Below are 18,295 nucleotides of genomic sequence, written 5' to 3'. Positions count from 1 at the left end.
ATAAGTGCTTTAATTGACAACCGTCTCTTGAGCCACACGTCGCGCCGCGGTCCCATTGACGGCGTGACGGCCTTGGGACTATCTGGAGCTACACGTTTTATGTCCTGTTTTGACCGCTACGACCTGCCACTTTCGACAATCTCTGATCTCGCGGCTGAGCGCTACCGCACCGGCCTTGATCTGCTGCTGTCGCTCTGGCCCGGCGCAGGCGAAGCGCTCGACGAAGCGATCGCTGCCGATCCTGATTTCGCCCTGGCTCATGCCGCACGTGCGCGCCTGCATGCCATCTGCGCACAGCCCTCGGACGCACGCGCGCGGATCGCGCTGGCGCTCGACCTCGTCACCCGCAACGGTACCGAACGTGAGCGCAGCCACGTCCAGACGCTCTCGTTTGCGATTAACGGTCAGTCTGCCAAGGCCCTGGCCAGCGCGCTCGCGCACACGGGCCAGTGGCCTCGCGATGTTGTGATCCTCTCCATGCCGCTGGGCGCATTCGGGCTCTTCGCGTTCTCCGGGATGGCCGATCATGACCAGGCGCGGGTCGATCTGTGTGAACGGCACGCCCGCCATTTCGCTGCAGACGACTGGTGGTTCCTGACCTATAGGGGCTGGGCGCTTGGAGAAAACGGTGACGTTGCGGCGGGGCGGGAAATGACGCAGCGTGCACTGGAACTGCGTCGGCATAACGTCAACGCGGTACATGCTGTCGCTCACGTTCTTTTCGAGTCGGGCGAGAACGATGACGCGCAGAAGGTCATCTCCGGTTGGCTGCCCGAGTATCCGAAGTCCGGCGTGCTCCACGGCCACATCGCATGGCACTCCGCGCTGATCGCACTGGAGCGTGGCGACACCGCACGAGCGCTCGCGGTATATGACGAGCACGTCGCGCCGTCTGTGTCGCAAGGCACTCCGGTGAATATCGTCAGCGACACGGCATCTTTTCTCTGGCGCATGCAGGCCTACGGTCACGCTGTACCGGCAGGCAAGTGGGATGAGGCGGCAAATTACGCTTCCAGCTACTTCAAAGATGCTGGGTTCCCCTTTGCCGATTTCCATATGGCGTTGCTCGCAGCGGCGACCGGTGATCGTGGCGCGGTGGCCACTCGGGTCAGTGCATTGAACCGCTTGATCGAGCAAGGCAACTTGCCAGCCGGAACCATGGTGCCGGCGATTTGCCGCGCCGCTGTGGCGTTTGCCGACGAACAGTATTCGTTGGCCGCTGAGATTCTTGAGTCGGTGTCGCATGATGTGGTGCGAATCGGCGGCAGCGGCGCGCAGCGGGAGATCGTTCAGGACACGTTGCTGGTGGCTTTGATGCGCAGCGGCGAAGCGGGGAAGGCACGAGACTTGTTGGATCGGCGTTTGCATCGCCGCCCCTCGCCGCGCGATATGCGGTGGCGTGATCAGCTCGCGGCGGCCTGAGTTCAGGCACGCGAATGATGCACCGATGTAGCGGAGCTTGCCGGCCGTTGATCCAGCGGTCGGCATCATCTTCTGGGCTATGTGGAGTTGCGACTAACGATTCGTTCTACTACGCAATGCACCCGTCATTTTTGTTGGTCAAGCTTTGATGAATTCGAGCGTATCAGCGAGGCCGTCCCGCCTCCGGAAGCGGCTGGTCGAGGGACTGGGGCCTGTTGCCACGATTTCCATTGCGCAGCTGTTTGGCACCGCGCTTTGGTTTAGCGCAAACAGTACCGCCGACGATCTCATGCGGCTTTGGCATGCGAGCGCCGCCGACATCGGCTGGCTGACCAATGCGGTCCAGCTTGGCTTTATCCTCGGCACGCTGACGATATCGCTAAGCGGTGTGGCCGACCGCTATCGTGCGAGTCAGATCTTTGTTTGTAGTGCACTGCTAGGCGCCGTCCTCAACGCCGGATTTGCGTGGCTGTCGGCCGGGCTCGTGTCGGGCGCGATGTTCCGCTTCGGCGTCGGCATCTGTCTTGCCGGCATCTACCCTATGGGAATGACGTTGATCGTGGGCTGGGCGCCAGACCGCACTGGCCCAGCGCTGGCCCAACTGGTGGCGATGCTTACACTGGGAACGGCGCTGCCGCATGCGCTGCGGGCGCTCGGTACCGGCTTTCCGTGGCAGGCGATCATAAGCGCTTCCTCCGTGCTTGCGCTGGTCGGAGCGTGCGTGATTGGCGTGCTTGGCGACGGGCCGCATGCGACCTTGCGTCCGTCCACGAAGCGCGGAGGTATGGGCTCGAGTCAGCCGTCTGTATTCGGGGTATTCCGGATTCGCGCCTTCCGCGCGGCGACGTTCGGCTACTTCGGCCACATGTGGGAGCTCTACACTTTCTGGATGGCCGTCCCGCTGTTAATTTCGCGCCTGTCTTTGCCGGCCCGGGTATCAGGAATCGGCGTGTCCGGGATGGCGTTCGTCGTGATCGGGGGCGGCGCGCTGGGGTCGCTGCTGGGCGGCGCCTTGTCCCGGCGCATCGGCAGCGCGCGCGTCGCGGGCGGTGCGCTGGCGATCTCAGGCGCGTGCGCGATCCTGTTCGCGATAAGCTGGCGTCTGTTGCCGCCGGCGGGACTGGTGGCACTGCTGTTGATGTGGGGCGCATCGGTGGTCGCCGATTCGCCGCAATTCTCGGCCCTGGCAGCGCGTGCCTGCCCACCCGCCCTGGTTGGCAGCGCACTGGCGATCCAGAACTCGATCGGCTTTGCCATCACGGTGGCGTCGATCGCCGCGACTTCAGCACTGCTCGCGCATATCGGACTCGATGCGACCTGGCTGCTGGTGCCGGGGCCGCTGTTCGGCCTCACTGCGTTCTTGCTGACTTCGCGCACTTCCGGCACCCGCCGGGCGGAGCCCTAAGATGCTCGACCTGCAATATCTGTCGATCCTCATCGAAGTTCAGCGTCATGGCAGCCTGACTGCTGCTGCCGAACGGCTCAACGTTACGCAGTCCGCGCTGTCGCACATGGTGCGAAAGTTCGAGGAACGGCATGGCATCAAACTCTGGACCAAGAACGGGCGCGGTCTGCGTTTCACACAGGCTGGCGAATATCTGGTGGCGCTGGCTGAGCGGATCTTGCCGCAGATCGAACATGCCGAGCGCACGCTTGTTGATTTTGCGGAAGGCCGACGGGGCGCGCTGCGTATCGGTATGGAATGCCACCCGTGCCAGCGCTGGCTAACACGGCTCACATCGACTTACCTCGACGAATGGCCGGATGTCGATTTCGACGTGCGATCGGCGTTCCGCTTTGACGGCGTGGCGGCGTTGGTCGGCTATGAAATTGACCTGCTAGTCACGCCCGATCCTGTCGACCTGCCGGATCTCGTCTTCACGCCGGTCATTGACTACGAACTCGTCCTGGTCGTGCACGAATCGCATCCGCTGGCCAGCCGCGAATGGGCGCGACCACAGGACCTGATAAATGAGGAACTGATTACGGTTCCGGTCAGCAAGGAGCGACTCGATATCTACACACGCTTTCTGCTGCCTGCGCATTGCAAGCCGAAGTTCCACCGAACTGCCGAGCAGATCGAACTGATGCTGCAACTCGTGGCCGCCAAGCGTGGTATCGCGGTGTTGCCGCAATGGTTGGTCATCGAACAGGGCAGCGGGTACGCGATTCGCACGGTTCGGCTCGGCGAGCTAGGCATTCACAAGCAGATTCATCTGGGTGTGCGCCGCGGCGATGAGGAAATTGCCTATATCGCTGGCTTCTTCGATATTGCTCGCCAAACGCGCGTCGACGCAGATCGAGATTGATGCTACTCAGCCAGGTGCGGCCTTTAACGTTGCTTTAAGGCCGTTTTGCCGACAACAACGGTCGTTCGAACGTCTTGGCGCTTCGGTTGTGAGCGACGGCTTCTGGCCGATGACCGCCCGACGCGGTCGGCGCAGATTGATCTACTTCAACCGTTAGCGTTTCAGCGGTAACGGCCGTCTGCAGATGCTTAGCCGCCATTCGACTGACCACCTACAGCGATCGCGAACGGCCCGGGTGGCCAGCATCGCGAAACGCTAGTCCAGCGCTGCGACCTTACGCGGCTGGCGCGCTTTCGACTTCACCGCAGGAACGTCAGCGGGACTTGGCAAACAGGCACGAACGATAGTCTCTACGAGAGCCTGAAGCTCGTCGTGCTTTTCGCGCGAAGGGACATCGAACAATTCGAATACCCCCAGACCGCGTAGCGTGGAAAACACCGACGCCGTGAATCCTTTCGGATGCGGATGATGTTTCTCGAGCTCGGGAAACGCCGCCAGAAACAGTGAAAAGAACTTCCTGTCCTCGCTCGCACGCTTGGCATCGATCCCGCTGAAAATCGATGGTGTGGCCTTGCAGCCGAAGAACAGGCTCCACGCCGTGAGGTAACTGGGTGAGCCGAAGATCTGCTTCCATGCCTGCAGGACGAATGCTTCTGCCCGCTCGCGCAGTGGAAGGGCAGCGTCCGGCCAGACGCCACCATGGTCGCTCAAGGGCGCCATGGCTTCGTCAACCAGACGCTCCATCAGCGCGTCCCGACTCTCGAAATGATGCTGCAAGGCGCCAAGTGAGACGTTGGCGCCGCGCGCGATCTTCTGCAGCGTCGCGCTTTTGAAGCCTTCTTCACGCAGCAGCCTCTGTGCCGATTCGATGATCTTGCGCTGCGTCGCTTCAATGCGTTCGCTCTGCGGAGTTCGCGTACGCGCTGGTTGCGAGGGTGATTCCATGGTTGTCGCCTGTTCAGTCACACGAAAACAATAATAAATACTTCTCGGCTATTCGCAACCCTCCGCGGTCTGCAGAGACCAATGCCTCACCACCCGTCAACCGCAACTCACCACCCGTAGTGCCCCCTTTTTTGCGCTCGAATCGGCCTGCTGCCGCCCTCCCGTCGGGCCAGGTACAAACACTAGTAATAATAATTTATTGTTTTTGTATAGTTCAGGTGCCCGCAGCCACATCGCGGTCTCCCGCCACCTCATCCGGATCTGACATGCCCCGCCTGATTGACCGCCTCCCGAACGACGACCACACCAACGGCTGGAGCGCCTTGTTGCCGGGACGTTCGCCGCGGCCGTCACTGGTTAGCGAACGGGATTTCGACTGGGTGGTCATTGGGGCCGGATATGCGGGACTGGCAGCCGCGCGCAGGCTGGCTGCGCTTCGGCCGGGTGAGTCGATCGCCGTGGTCGAGAGCGGCGTGGTGGGCGAAAACGCGTCAGGGCGGAACTCGGGGTTCGCTATCGACCTGCCGCACACACCCTCAAATTCGGCGGCGTCCGTAGAGCAGGGCCGTCGCGCCATCCGCGTCGGGCGCTTTGCGCTCGCCGAGCTCGAGCGACTCATCCAGGACCATCGGATCGCATGCGACTGGGAGCGGCGCGGCCGCTATCACGCTGCGGTGACGGGCGAGGTCGCCAGCAAGGTGCTCGACACGTATGCTGCGAACCTGCGCGCGTGGGGCGAAGCGTTCGAACCGCTCACGCGTGACGAACTCGAAAGCCGTTTAGGCACGCGCTACTACCACTCGGCTATCTACACGCCGGGCACCTGCCTGATGAATCCGGCTGCGCTCGTGCGTGGTCTTGCGGACAGCCTGCCGCCCGAGGTCGAACTGTTCGAAAATTCTCCAGTAGTCGAGGTCGAATTTGACGGACCTTCGCCGTTTGTTCGCACCGCCGCCGGCCGGATCCGGTTCGGCAAGCTCATCCTCGCCGTCAATGCATTCGCGCCGTCGTTTGGCGTCTTTCAGGACAGGCAGATCCCGGTGCTGCTCTTCGCGAGCCTCACGAAGCCGCTGACTCCCGAACAGCAGGCAAGACTTGGCGCAGACGAAAGCTGGGGCATCACGCCGGCGCATGGCGTCGCCGGCTCAACGCTTCGGCTCACCGCGGACAAGCGGCTGCTGATCCGGCAGGGCTTCGACTATTCGCCGTCGCTCACCACCAACGAGGCGCGTCGCGATGCGGCCCGCGTCAAGCACACCGAACTCCTCGCGCGTCGCTTCGCACACCTCGGCGGCACGCTCGACATCGAACACTTCTGGATGGGTTGGCTCGCCGTTTCGCACAACCACGCACCCGCCTTCGGCCAGGTCAGCGACAACGTCTATGCCGCCGCCTGCTGCAACGGCGCGGGCATCGTACGGCACACCGCCGCGGGGATGCTGATCGCGGAACTTGCGAACGGCCAGCGCAGCGAATTGACCGACGACTTTCTGGTTCAGGGCACGGCCAGCTATATCCCACCGCGGCCTATCCGCGACATCGGCGTGCATCTGACGCTCATGCGCGAACGGGCTTCGGGCCGGCACGAAATCTAGCGCGGGCGCATCGCGCGCCACCACTTTCATTCAATCAAGGAGACATAGCAATGCGGAGTATCCGACTGATCAAGGGCGACTCGATCCAGACCAGGGATCGTGGCGGCGCTGCGGACGGCACGGCAGAAATCTCGTGGGCCATTTCCGACCAGGAAGGCGCGGTCCTGCCGTGCGGCTTTGGCCGCTGGCACGAAGCGCTGTGCGAGCCCAAGACACTCACCTATGACGAAGTGATCCTCGTGCTCGAGGGGGTGTTCGGCGTCGAAGCCAGTGACGGTACGCGGGTCGAAGGCCGTCCGGGTGACGTGATCGAGCTCTGCAAGGGCGCCACGGTCAAATACTTCGGCACAAACGCGAAGCTGTTTTTCGTGACCAACTGACGCGTCGGGAGAACGGCATGCAAACCAATTCCGCCCACGGGCACCTGGAGCGCAAACTCAGGAACCGGCACATCCAGCTGATCGCGCTCGGCGGCACGATCGGCACTGGCCTCTTTCTTGGCTCCGCCGGCGTCCTCGAACTTGCCGGCCCCTCAATGCTGCTCGGCTACGCAATCGGTGGACTGGTGGCATTTCTCATCATGCGTTTTCTCGGCGAGATGCTGGTCGAGGAGCCCTGTGCCGGCTCGTTCAGCCACTTCGCCAGTCGCTATGGCTCGCGCTTCGCCGGCTTCCTGTCAGGCTGGAATTGCGTCGCGCTGTATGTGCTTGTCGGCATGCTCGAACTGACGGCAGTCGGGAAGTTCGTCCAGTTCTGGTGGCCCGCCATTCCGACATGGGTTACGGCGCTCGTGTTCTTCGTGATCATCAACGGCGTGAACTTCATCAACGTGAAGATTTACGGCGAGGTCGAGTTCTGGTTCGCGCTGATCAAGATCGTGGCGGTCATCGCAATGATCGTGGTGGGCGTCTACATGATCGCGAGTACCACTCGTCCGGGACAGTCGGTCAGCAATCTCTGGTCGCACGGCGGCTTCTTCCCGCACGGCGTATCCGGCCTCGTGATGGCGATGGCGTTCATCATGTTCTCGTTCGGCGGTGTCGAGATGCTTGGCTTCACCGCCGCTGAGGCCGACAAGCCGCGCCAGGTCATCCCCAGGGCCATCAACCAGCTGATCTTCCGCGTGCTGGTGTTCTACATCGGCTCAATGGCCGTGCTGCTCGCGCTGTCGCCGTGGGACCACCTGCTCGCTCAACTCCAGTCGGGCGGCGGCACGTACAGCAACAGCCCGTTCGTGCTCGTCTTCTCGGGCATCGGCGCAAACCTGGCCGCAAACGTTCTCAACTTCGTGATCCTGACGGCCACGCTCTCTGTCTATAACAGCATGGTGTATTGCAACAGCCGGCTGCTCTACGGCATGGCGAGCGAAGGCAATGCGCCGAAGTCGCTGATGAAGGTAAACCGTCGCGGCGTGCCGGTGCGGGCCATCATCTATCCGGCAGTCTTTACCGGGCTGTGCATTGTGCTGAATTACGTCGCGCCGGCGAGCGTGATTGAAATCCTGATGTCGCTGATCGTGGCCGCGCTCGTCATCACGTGGGTCACCATCATCGTGACGCATCTTCGCTTCCGGAAGGCACACCGTGGCAATGTGAAATCGGGCTTTCCAGCGCCCTTTGCCCCGATCACGAACTATCTGTGCCTCGCTTTCATGGCGCTGATCGTCGGCGTCATGCTGCTGACACCTGCCATCCGGGCTTCCGCATTCGCGATTCCGGTGTGGATTGGCGTCGTGTACTTCGCATACCGCTGTGTCCGGGCCCGTCACGCCGAACCCGTCATGGCTTCGTCCTGATGCACGTTACTTCTGGAATATTGTCATGTCTGATCTCTACGAAAATCCGATGGGCCTGATGGGCTTCGAGTTCGTTGAATTTGTTTCGCCCGTCCCCGGCGTGCTCGAACCTCTCTTCGAAAAGCTCGGCTTCACGCTGGTCGCGCGGCATCGCAGCAAGCAGGTTGTGCTGTACCGCCAGGGCGATATCAACTTCATCGTCAACAACGAGCCGAACAGCGTCGCGTCATACTTCGGCGCGGAACATGGCCCCTCGGCGTGTGGTCTCGCGTTTCGCGTAAAGGATGCTCACCAGGCTTATGCGCGCGCGCTCGAACTCGGCGCGCAGCCTGTCGATATCCCGACGGGACCGATGGAACTGCGCCTGCCTGCAATCAAGGGTATTGGCGGCGCACCCCTCTACCTGATCGATCGTTTCGAGGACGGCAAGAGCATTTACGACATCGACTTCGAGTACCTGCCCGGCGTGGACCGCCACCCCGTGGGCCACGGCTTCAAGGTTGTCGACCATCTCACGCACAACGTCTATCGCGGCCATATGGCGCACTGGGCGTCGTTCTACGAGAAGTTCTTCAACTTCCGGGAGATCCGCTATTTCGATATCCAGGGCGAGTACACGGGCCTGACTTCCAGGGCGCTGACCGCGCCCGACGGCAAGATCCGCATCCCTCTCAATGAGGAGTCGAAACAGGGTTCGGGGCAGATCGAGGAATTCCTCATGCAGTTCAACGGCGAAGGTGTCCAGCACGTCGCGCTCCTGACCGACGATATCTTCACGAGCGTGGACGCCCTGCAGATGGCCGGCATCCCGCTGATGACAGGTCCCAACGAGTATTACTATGAGATGCTGGAGGAACGTCTGCCAGGTCACGGCGAGAACGTCGGCGACTTGCAGGCGCGCGGATTGTTGCTCGACGGGTCGACCAAGGACGGCAGCAAGAGGCTGCTGGTCCAGATCTTCTCACAGGCGCTGCTGGGTCCGGTGTTCTTTGAGTTCATCCAGCGCAAGGGCGACGACGGGTTCGGCGAGGGCAACTTCAAGGCGCTCTTCCAGTCGATGGAGCGCGACCAGATCAGACGCGGCGTTCTCCAGGCATCGGACCAGGGATGACCATCATGCGATCAGGCTTTCAATCCGCACTGCTTGTCAGTGCCTCCGTATTGCTGACGGGCGTGGCTCACGCTGATCAGACGGTCACCATCGCTTTCGGTGGTCCGTTGACTGGTCAGGTCGCACACGTAGGCAAGGACGCAGAAAACGGTGTGCGCCTTGCAATCGACGACGCCAACGCTGCCAACATCAAGATCAAGGGGCAACCGGTCCATTTCCAGCTTGTGTCCGAGGACGACGCGGCCGACCCGAAGACGGCCGTCACGGTCGCACAGAAGTTCGTCGACCAGAAAGTGAACGGCGTGGTCGGCCACATTACGTCGGGTGCGACGATCCCGGCATCAAAAGTGTACGCGGCTGCGGGAATCCCGCAGGTCTCGCCATCGGCAACCAACCCCGAGCTGACCAGGCAGGGCTTTGCAACGGCGCACCGTGTTATCGGCGACGATAGTGAAGTCGGGAGGGTCATCGCCCAGTACATGGGAAAGACCAAAGGATACAAGCGCGTTGCCGTTGTCGACGACCGCACATCGTACGGTCAGGGTCTCGCGGATGTCGTCGTCAAAGAACTGAAGGCCGCTGGCGTTGACGTCGTGGACCGCGAATTCGTGTCCGACAAGACGCTGGACTTCCGCGGCATTCTCACGTCGATCAAATCGAAGGATGCACAGGCTGTGTTCTATGGCGGCGTCGATGCGCAGGCTGGGCCGCTTCGCAAGCAGATGACGGGCCTTGCGATGAATATCCCGCTCGTTGGCTCGGCAATCGAAACGGACAAGTTCATTGAACTGGCCGGCACGACTGCCGCCGAGGGAACGGTCTCCGCAGAATCCGGTCTGCCGCTCGAAAAGATGCGCAATGGCCAGGCATTTGCCGCGAAATACAGGAAGTACGGCACAGTCGTGTTGTTTGCGCCCTATGCCTATGACGCCACCTGGGCGTTGATCAACTCGATGAAGCTGGCTGATTCGACGCTACCGGCTGACTATCTGCCCGCGATGAAGAAGGTCGACTTTGATGGCGTAACCGGCAGGATAGCCTTTGACGCCAAGGGCGATCTTCGCGCGGCGACAGTGACGCTCTACCAGGCAAAAGGCGGCAAGTTCCAGCCAATCAGCACGGTAACGGGTTCGGGCACACCGGTACAGTGAAGCGTTAGTCCAGGCAAGGGTCCGCGACGTAGTCCGATTCGGCGGGCGGTAGCCTTGACGGTGCCCCCGTCGACGTACGACTTGTGCGCAAGTCGTACGGCTGCTTGCGGCTCAGGAGCGGCTGCTAGAACGCGCGAAAAGAACGATCACGAGCGTCTCTTCATCGTCGCAGGCACAGGAGGCATGCGAAAGGCATATCCCGGCGCCGTGCGGTCAATCGGCTTCTCCAACGCCAGACGCGTGGGATTTGGGTAATGCCGCGCTGCTTTCCCGCACGGCGTCCTTAAGATGCGCGGTGCGGCCGCCGATAACCAGTAGACCACTATCCCCTGCGTCGCACTCGCGATCCAATTTCACGCGCATTGCGCATCGCAAGCGCCAACACATATCGACTATGTAATACATATCAACAGTTTACGGATCAGTTCGTGAATCAGTTCGGAGCGCCGGCCACCGGACGATTCGCCGGAAAGAGTGTTAGCAGTGCGATAACGGTTTATGTTCCGTAACGGGTACAGAAAAATGCTTCTTGAGGCAGAAGGAAAGAACGAGGTTCGAGACCCACACGAGTCCCAGATTCGGCGGGTAATCAAGTCGTTGAGGAGTTACGGCCCTTCTTCGTACGCTTCGATGACAGACGCTAACGGAAATTATCTGCAGGTGGCGGGTGGGGGGGGTAACGTGTATGGTTGAGCGATACGACGCGGCTAGTCGAAAACGCTTCCGTGCGTTCCATGACAAGCCCAGTCCTCTCTATCCCGACGGCACCATTCTGTCGTTTCGCGCTGGAAACCTCACGATGCAATCTGATGAATGGTTCATGTCCACACAAGTTGCCGACATATTTGTAGCGTTCTTGAAAGGCGGCAAGTTTCCGCCATATGTGAGCTGGCGCGACGCCCCTGGATTTTAGTGGGTGCTTGATCGGCGTCGGCAGAATACGCCGGTGCCGGTCATTGCTTCGGCCAGCGAAAGACAGACTGGCCCGGGGTCAGGCCGGATTCTCGCTTCGGCTGCGGAACGTGGTTCCGAAGTCGGCGGGTAGCGCGACGCTCCCGACGATCACCTCAGCGTCCAGTCGACCGCTGCCTTAGCTGATAGGCGTACCAGTATCGAATACTGGCAGCACGGAATCCTTCTGATTAGTCAACAGCGTAATTTCCTTGCAGTCCAAAATCACTGTTATGCTCCCTGTGCTTTCATAACGTCAATTACGCCCTGATAAATCCTCACATGAGCTTTTTTGACCGCTTTCGCAATCGCAAAGAGCCTATCCAAAGTGAATTCGCCCAACTTCTCATCGGGGCACTCAAGGAGGCGGGTGATACCCGCTCGTGGGTTTATGAAGAGAAGAATCAGCGGTTGGTGCAAACGGACGTGCCACCCAACTTGGCTCCAGGCATCGTTAATCTGGTGAACATGTTCACCGACTATCGCCAAGTCACGCCTGACCAGCGGCCATACGTATTGAAACGGCATGCCCAAGCCATGCTTCCATGGTCGCTGCCGACTGCATTCGAGGAGGCCAAAGATAAGCTGCGCCCGATAGTCCGTAGCACCACAGAACGAGGGGTGTTGGGTTTGCAGATGGCAGAGTTGGACAAGACGCCCCAGAAGCCTGCGTTCAAGCCTCTCTGTGAGAACTTGGAGCTTGGCCTCGCCTACGATGGCAGCGTGAATATTCTTCGCCTGAACGAGCATCACCTGACTCAGTGGGGGATGACTTTCGATGAAGTTCTGGACGTAGCCCTCGATAACCTCCGCTTGGAGTCAAACAAGCCATGGTTGCAGTTGAAGGATGGCGTTTATCTGTCGCAGTTTGGGGATTACTATGATGCGGCCAGAATGTTGTTGCCGGACGTCCTCTATCGCATGCCGTTTTCCGGGGCGCCTGTGGTGATGGCGCCGAATCGGACGGTCTTGCTGTTGACGGGAGACCAGAATCCGGCGGGGCTACAAACCATGGTTGAGCTTGCCGAGCAGGCACGTGCTCAGCCGCGTCCGCTACCCGCATTGATGCTGAAGTGGGATGGAAGTCAATGGGAACGATTTGTTCCCAACGAGCTCGAAGAGCGGCTGTCATTGCTTCGTATTCAAGAGCTTGCCGGTGACTACGGCGACCAACAAAAGTTGTTGGAAAATGTTCACCAAAATCGAGAGCAGGACATTTTCGTCGCTCAGTACACTGGCGTCAAACGCGATACGGGTGGGGTGTTCACGTACAGTGTTTGGACGGAAGGTGTTCACACGCTGCTGCCGGTTGCGGACGTCACGGTTCTGTATCGACCGGCTTCAAAAGAGCGGGCATGCGTTCCGACTCCCGAGCTACTTCGTGAATGTTCGGAGCTCATGGTTCGGACCGAGCACCTTCCAACTCGATTTGAGGTTACGGCCTTTCCGGCAGATAGATTCGAGGCGCTACAGTCAAGTTTCCCGACCTTTTGACATCGTTCAATTGCCTCTCTCGTCTCAGCCGTCCTGCATTGCTTAATTCGAGGTCGTTCCGTTGAGTTGCCCACTACGGGAAATGTCCGTTCAATGCCGCCGAATGCCCGATGCGGTCCGCCGAAGTCCATCCGTTGCGGCCGAATCGTCGGAAGCGGCCTGTCAAAGCCATCTCCGGCTCAAGGTGAAGATTTGCTTCTCAACAGGCGCCGGCGATCTGTGCGAACTCTGTCGAGATGTCACCAAGAATGCGAATGGCAATGAATGGCTCCTCCGCGACGCGTTCCGGATCGACAGCAAGCAGATGAGCATAGCCGTCGGCCGCTTTGCCTCGGGTTCCATCGATCAAAAGCTCAAGCTCAGGGCGGCTCGCGTTTCCAGCAAGAATTGAAAACAGAGCAGCGTGGAATTCGCTATTGAAAGTGGAAATATGTTGAAGCCGTTTTGCTTCCTGACCCGAACGCTCGGACGGGTGAGTACCGAGATGAGCCTGCAGGTATTAGCCTACAACCTGAAGCGTGTCATCAGCATACTGGGCGCGGCAAGAACCCTTAAGGCCATGAAGTTGGCTGGGAGCTAAGGCCCCGAGGGGCGTTGTTGTGCTCGTGACATTCGACCCTTCAAACTCGCCGTAAAAAAGTTTGACCGGTCCGGCCATCAATTGCTCACGCGGTAGAAAATACGTTTCCACACGCTCTGGACCCAAAGCGGCCCTACGAATTTTCCACAAGCAGACGTTCAAAATGGCGTCTCGTTGACCGCTTATACTTTGTTGCCCCCACAATAATGTGTCGCCCACGATGAGCCCGATTCCGCAGGACCTACAAACAGCGTTTATTAACGAGTTGCAGTCTCGCTACGACCAGACGGGCCCAGGATGGCTGCTTTCAGCAAACGACATTGAACGCTGGACCGAGATTGTCGGATCGACGACGCGGCACGCGTACGACGTGATTGCTCGCCATCTAGCGGTCGGGTTTCATGAGAGCCGGTTCCCTTTCTGGTTCTGTGACGCAGTCGTAAACGCGGTTATCGGTTTCGTTTACGACGATTTCATCCAGAAGGGAGAAGACTTCCCCGCCTTGTTTTACAAAGTCTATTTGGCCTTCGACGCAGGCGAAGTTGGGCGAACGGGAATGGATCCGATTGAGGTCCACACGCGCCCCATGATTGAGGAAATTGTTCGCAATCTAGCTAAAGAGGCTGGATGACTATTCATGGCCGAGGCCGTGTGAAAACGCCTGCCCAATGCGGTGATCTAAAAGATCGACCCTTCAGATCGCTCCGTATTGGCTTCGTAGCGATTCGGGAAGGGTAAAGCGACACCCGAAAACCGAGCACTTTTGCGTTTTCACACGGCCTCGGCCGAGTGCGGTCCGACGGTGAGCCGACGACGGAAGCTGCGTCGATCCGACCGCATTCGGCAGAAGTCGACCCTGAAGAGACGTCCGACTTTCTCGTTAGCGGACAGTCACCGACTCAGCAGGCCGCCGCCCACCAACGTTCCGCCTCGTCGAGGTAAGCGCAAAGTGATTCTGCGATGGCAGTCGGCGATACGCCTTGGTCGAACCTAAACCAGTGGTCAGCGTTTTCACCGGACATCCCAAGCCTGTGGCGGAGATTCGGATGGAGGTCATGCGCCGTGACCTTGTTCGCCGGAATATGCTTGCCCCAGTGGGCCGTGACACCCTCGATAGCACACCCGGATATTTCAACAACGAAGCCCCCGCCGTGACGGTCGAATTGGACCGTCACGAGATCAATCCTCTGTGCCCGTTGTCTTCTAAGGTGGGGCAAAGAACCTTTGAAGCCGCGCTGCCGAAGCGCAGGAACAAAGTGCACATTTAGAGCACTACTCATCTCCTCGCGGCTCATTGCTTCAGCACCTCAGAAGGTCTAATTGGTGTCTGCGATGATAGCGCGTGTGCAGTCCCGTCTGCACGACGACTTGCAGTGTGGGTTGCCGATGATTTCCGCAGGCGAGCGTAGGACTGGTTGTGGCCGAACAACCCACCTGATCTGGCTCTATTGCACTACACCGCGTCTTTTTATTCTTCACACGGAGAAGAGTCCGCCGGCGCGCTGGTCCAATGGTATCGCTCGACCAATTGCGCGGCTGCGGATTGCACTCTATCGTTCCACTGCGCTTCAGCCGCCCGGATACGGACATCTTCTCGCGCTAAAGCTTCAGGTGCCCAGTAGGCTCTAACTTCGCCAACAGGCAGATCGTCGGTCTCCGATGCGATCGCACGAAATAATTGAAATTCTGGCCCTTCTTCGACCTTGGTCCATCGTGCTAATGGCAGCATGGCTCTCACTGTTTCAATGACACCCAGACGACCTTCGAGAAAATCTGACGCTCTAGCGCGAATCTTTCAACAATGCTTGCGCCAACGCTCTTCGTTCGTAATGCCTCTAGGGATCTCTATGTCACGATTCATGATGGAAGGGCCGCTCGATTCAAGCAAGGGATTGAGGACTTGTAGGACATCAGCTATTCCGATCAGCCTTACACCCTCCGCTACTTCAATGCGTCGATCAACCCAAAAGGTTTGAGGGTATTCTTGCGGCGAGAGAAGCCACACCTCCGCGTGAGCCTGCTGTCCTGTCTCAACGCGCGAAGCATCGATGAATTCGTGGTGGGCAGACGACCAATAATCGAGCTTCACCTTGTAGATTGGTCTGTAACCAGAAATCACGTACTTCGGCGAGCCATCCGTTCTGAGTGCTGTCAGGGTAAAGTTAACGATCAGGTCAGGCGAACGGGGCGGGCGGGTCATGTTTATGCGTCTGTTCAGTACGAGCGTCTGCCCATTGTCGCCAATCTACGACTGGCTGTCGAACGTCGCCTATTGGCCGCACTGCGTCCCACGACCGACCGCGGCGACCGCCTCGGGCGCGGGCCGCCATGCAAAAGGCATCACCCGACCCTCAAGAGACACTGAGCAATCCCGATAACGGACATTCCTCTAGCCCTGCGAGCAGGAGTTCACGGCTCCCTAAATGGCTATCCCAGTCTCGGCGAACCGTTTCTTGAACTCTGGCAACTTTGCAATGATCCTATCGAGATCGTCCGTGCGTTTGGGAAACAGCGTGTTGAAATCGTCGCTTTGATAACGCTCGACAAAATCAAAATCCCCGTACAGGATGTGAGCGATACAAACCATCACCCCCTTGAATTTCTCCATCTGATCGTAAGGCGAGTTGACATGGCGCGTCGTGTACTTCGCTGGCAAGCCTTTCAACAACCCATCCTCACTACCAAGTTCGTAGTGGTTGTCAATGAACGCAATTCCATCCTGCATCATCGCAATCAATGCGCAACGTGCCTCCGTAATATCCAATATCCTGCCTTGAGCGATCTGGCTTGGCTGACCAACGGATAGAAATTCCTTGCGATCCTGCACAATCCAAAATCCTAAGCGCAGTTCTTCTGGTGTTTGCTGGAGCAGGTGTGAAACGGTCTGGAGATTAACAATCGAGGTAGACGCGTTGGCCCCAAAGACGTATTTGCACAATTTTTGCGCGCGTTTGTTGTCGATGCACACGCTCGGTTGCACAGGCGTCGTTCCGCGCTCAAAGCCAAACCCGGGGTCTATAACTAAATCCGTATGCTTCAAAGTCCTATTCTTGAACTGTCCGGACACAAAGCTCCAACCAGAAAACTGAGAAGAAACCTCGTCACAAATTTCGTAAAGTTGAGCTTTGAAAGTTCTCATAGTCCTTAGATTTCTAGCCGGCACAAGGGTTTCGAACGTAACTTTACGCAAATTTCGATCACCAGCGATCAGCTACTACTAGCAGGAATCGGATCGTTTGTCGACAAGCTACATGGGGTTTCGAATGTCTCTTCATGCCGCCGACTGATGCTATATGAGCGGCGCCGGATATAGCGACCATGGTGGCGTCAAAACGCTCTCCAGACCTCGGAGCCAACGAATGCGTAGTGTTCCGGCCCGGAGGCTGGCCCAGGTAGAACTGCGGGCCATTCGATGCACGGATGGTAGATATACATGGGCAGGGCGAAGTACAGGCTGCGTCTCACATCGACGATTGTCGTCAGCCTTTCGAACTTACGCTCCATCCAACTGAATGCTACGAAACTCGAGCAAGCAGACATCGAGAATATGCAGCCCCACGCGTAGCCGGGCAACTGGCGGCCGTCCACTATGGCCGTGTGAAACGAGTCACCATGCGGCGGTTCCCCTTCGTATTTCAGTGCTATCTCGTAGCTGCCGTCCGGCGGTAGTAGTACATATTCACCCATGCCAGCCCAGTGGCTAAGCTCTTTCTCCGTAAACTGGATTTTGTGCGATTCCATCTAGGTTCTTGAACACCGCGGATAAAGAAGATAGCGGATTGTCGACGATTTCCGCGGCGGCGTCGAAGGACCGCTTGTGGCCGTACGAAGTCCCAAGACCGCGCGTGACTGCCCGGATGCAGTCACCGTTGAAGCCAATCCTCGCGACCGATGCCATAGATGCGATCACATTCGTCGTATGCCTCGTCGATTGACAGATACAAATGATCCGAAGTCGGAAATGGTGTGTCTAGAGATTCAAACCGCATCAGTAGAAAGATTCCATCTTCGAGTTCTTCAATCTCGATCTTTACGGTCGTGCCTTCGCTTTCGCCTCGGCCATCAAGGGATTTTCGAGTTGGCGCCCAAATCAGCATAGGTGGCTCCTACAACGCGAAGATCCACTCGGAGACTGCCCCGTCGAGTACGAGGACTGGCTCCGCGGAGTTGCCCGCGATATAGAAGCGGGATGCTGGTAATCTGCGCGTGGGGACCTTTACGGTCTAACCCGATGATCCGTGAATTCATAGTCGGCCATGCAGTCGGCCGAAGGGTCTCGCTCAATAGCCGAAACATGAACGGTATCGCTGTCCGTAAAAGTGTAGGTGTACACATCGGGGGTGGGGACGCCCTCCGTGGTAAGTGAAATCGTCTCGCCCTTTGTTTCCCAGTGGCCCCGCTCCTCATTCAAGAATTGAGTCCTTTCAGGATTTTTGTAGAACGCAACTTCGAACTTTCCGTCCGACGACCTTTTCATAGTCCACGCCATATAGGAACACTTGCCATCCCTGTCCCTCTGGCCCTGCCAGGTGCCAACCAAACGATCATCGAGAGCCGAGGCGAGATTAGATACAGAGAGAAGAACTGCAACAAGCAATAGATTTCGATTTATGATTTTCATGGCGAGTTCTAGTAATCGATAAGGGTTATAACGCTCAACCAGATACGTTGGACACCCCGTCCGTGTCCGAACATAGAGCCCTCACACCGGCTCTACGGCAACTTGCCGTGAAACTTGAGAAATCGACTGGCGGCTGTTTTCGGATTGCCGTGGCCGTCACGATGTCCGTCCGAGCCGCATTGTCGACAATCTAGCCACCGGCGTCGAATGACCGGTAGTGGCCGGACAGCGTCCGCGCGCTGTCCGGCGCTCCAGCTTCACACGTCGGTTTGCTCCGCCATCTCCAGCGCGTCGTCGACTTCGATACCCAAGTATCGAACC

General features: G+C 58.7%; 18 protein-coding genes. 11 read left to right on the top strand and 7 right to left on the bottom strand.

Going from position 1 to position 18,295, the window contains the following annotated elements; translation table 11 throughout:
- The first annotated feature begins 99 nt into the window (after positions 1 to 99).
- The 3 genes from U5A57_RS38815 (at position 100) to U5A57_RS38805 (ending at position 3,731) form a co-directional block, all read left to right on the top strand.
- Positions 100 to 1,422 (top strand): tetratricopeptide repeat protein, encoded by a 1,323-nt coding sequence (locus U5A57_RS38815; protein ID WP_321917408.1) that lies wholly within the window; start codon positions 100 to 102, stop codon positions 1,420 to 1,422.
- A 148-nt stretch (positions 1,423 to 1,570) separates the two neighbouring features.
- Positions 1,571 to 2,827, top strand: a complete 1,257-nt coding sequence (locus tag U5A57_RS38810; protein ID WP_321917407.1) for an MFS transporter — start codon at positions 1,571 to 1,573, stop codon at positions 2,825 to 2,827.
- Position 2,828: 1 nt separating this feature from the next.
- Positions 2,829 to 3,731, top strand: coding sequence for a LysR family transcriptional regulator (locus U5A57_RS38805; RefSeq protein ID WP_321917405.1), 903 nt, complete (start codon positions 2,829 to 2,831; stop codon positions 3,729 to 3,731).
- Positions 3,732 to 3,986: 255 nt separating this feature from the next.
- On the opposite strand, the gene U5A57_RS38800 is transcribed toward U5A57_RS38805, so the two are convergent.
- Positions 3,987 to 4,676, bottom strand: a complete 690-nt coding sequence (locus U5A57_RS38800) for a TetR/AcrR family transcriptional regulator (protein ID WP_321917403.1) — start codon at positions 4,674 to 4,676, stop codon at positions 3,987 to 3,989.
- A gap of 266 nt (positions 4,677 to 4,942) precedes the next feature.
- Between U5A57_RS38800 and U5A57_RS38795 the strand changes: the two genes are divergently transcribed.
- The 8 genes from U5A57_RS38795 (at position 4,943) to U5A57_RS38760 (ending at position 13,984) form a co-directional block, all read left to right on the top strand.
- Entirely contained in the window at positions 4,943 to 6,271 is a 1,329-nt protein-coding gene (locus tag U5A57_RS38795) for an FAD-binding oxidoreductase (RefSeq protein WP_321917401.1), read from the top strand.
- Positions 6,272 to 6,321: 50 nt separating this feature from the next.
- Positions 6,322 to 6,651 carry a hypothetical protein gene (locus tag U5A57_RS38790; protein WP_321917399.1) on the top strand — a complete coding sequence of 110 codons (330 nt, stop codon included), beginning with the start codon at positions 6,322 to 6,324 and terminating at the stop codon, positions 6,649 to 6,651.
- A 17-nt stretch (positions 6,652 to 6,668) separates the two neighbouring features.
- Complete coding sequence (locus U5A57_RS38785; RefSeq protein WP_321917398.1) at positions 6,669 to 8,066, top strand: amino acid permease; 1,398 nt, start codon at positions 6,669 to 6,671, stop codon at positions 8,064 to 8,066.
- A 25-nt stretch (positions 8,067 to 8,091) separates the two neighbouring features.
- Entirely contained in the window at positions 8,092 to 9,177 is a 1,086-nt protein-coding gene (gene hppD, locus U5A57_RS38780) for a 4-hydroxyphenylpyruvate dioxygenase (protein WP_321917397.1), read from the top strand.
- The gene (locus U5A57_RS38775) at positions 9,174 to 10,328 is read left to right on the top strand and encodes a branched-chain amino acid ABC transporter substrate-binding protein (RefSeq protein ID WP_321917395.1); all 1,155 of its coding nucleotides are present in this window, start codon (positions 9,174 to 9,176) and stop codon (positions 10,326 to 10,328) included. Before hppD ends, U5A57_RS38775 begins: the two co-directional genes overlap by 4 nt.
- 1,233 nt (positions 10,329 to 11,561) lie before the next feature.
- Positions 11,562 to 12,773: a hypothetical protein gene (locus tag U5A57_RS38770; RefSeq protein WP_321917394.1), complete on the top strand. Its 1,212-nt coding sequence runs from the start codon at positions 11,562 to 11,564 to the stop codon at positions 12,771 to 12,773.
- A 103-nt stretch (positions 12,774 to 12,876) separates the two neighbouring features.
- Positions 12,877 to 13,164, top strand: a complete 288-nt coding sequence (locus U5A57_RS38765) for a hypothetical protein (protein ID WP_321917392.1) — start codon at positions 12,877 to 12,879, stop codon at positions 13,162 to 13,164.
- A 409-nt stretch (positions 13,165 to 13,573) separates the two neighbouring features.
- Positions 13,574 to 13,984, top strand: a complete 411-nt coding sequence (locus U5A57_RS38760; RefSeq protein ID WP_321917390.1) for a hypothetical protein — start codon at positions 13,574 to 13,576, stop codon at positions 13,982 to 13,984.
- Between the two features lie 268 nt (positions 13,985 to 14,252).
- On the opposite strand, the gene U5A57_RS38755 is transcribed toward U5A57_RS38760, so the two are convergent.
- From U5A57_RS38755 to U5A57_RS41765, 6 genes are all read right to left on the bottom strand, one after another.
- Positions 14,253 to 14,633 carry a DUF4304 domain-containing protein gene (locus tag U5A57_RS38755; protein ID WP_321917453.1) on the bottom strand — a complete coding sequence of 127 codons (381 nt, stop codon included), beginning with the start codon at positions 14,631 to 14,633 and terminating at the stop codon, positions 14,253 to 14,255.
- Between the two features lie 515 nt (positions 14,634 to 15,148).
- Positions 15,149 to 15,553 carry a hypothetical protein gene (locus tag U5A57_RS38750; RefSeq protein ID WP_321917388.1) on the bottom strand — a complete coding sequence of 135 codons (405 nt, stop codon included), beginning with the start codon at positions 15,551 to 15,553 and terminating at the stop codon, positions 15,149 to 15,151.
- A 219-nt stretch (positions 15,554 to 15,772) separates the two neighbouring features.
- Positions 15,773 to 16,492 (bottom strand): hypothetical protein, encoded by a 720-nt coding sequence (locus tag U5A57_RS38745; protein WP_321917386.1) that lies wholly within the window; start codon positions 16,490 to 16,492, stop codon positions 15,773 to 15,775.
- 188 nt (positions 16,493 to 16,680) lie between these two features.
- On the bottom strand, positions 16,681 to 17,094 hold the full coding sequence (locus tag U5A57_RS38740) for a hypothetical protein (protein ID WP_321917385.1): 414 nt from the start codon (positions 17,092 to 17,094) through the stop codon (positions 16,681 to 16,683).
- A gap of 122 nt (positions 17,095 to 17,216) precedes the next feature.
- Positions 17,217 to 17,450: a hypothetical protein gene (locus U5A57_RS38735; RefSeq protein WP_321917383.1), complete on the bottom strand. Its 234-nt coding sequence runs from the start codon at positions 17,448 to 17,450 to the stop codon at positions 17,217 to 17,219.
- A gap of 119 nt (positions 17,451 to 17,569) precedes the next feature.
- Positions 17,570 to 17,974: a lipocalin family protein gene (locus U5A57_RS41765; protein WP_415774713.1), complete on the bottom strand. Its 405-nt coding sequence runs from the start codon at positions 17,972 to 17,974 to the stop codon at positions 17,570 to 17,572.
- Positions 17,975 to 18,295: the final 321 nt, after the last annotated feature.

This window comes from Paraburkholderia sp. J11-2, assembly GCF_905220185.1.
Lineage (GTDB): Bacteria > Pseudomonadota > Gammaproteobacteria > Burkholderiales > Burkholderiaceae > Paraburkholderia.
The sequence above is the reverse complement of the archived record's forward strand: the minus strand, read 5'-3'. Positions and strand labels throughout refer to the sequence as shown.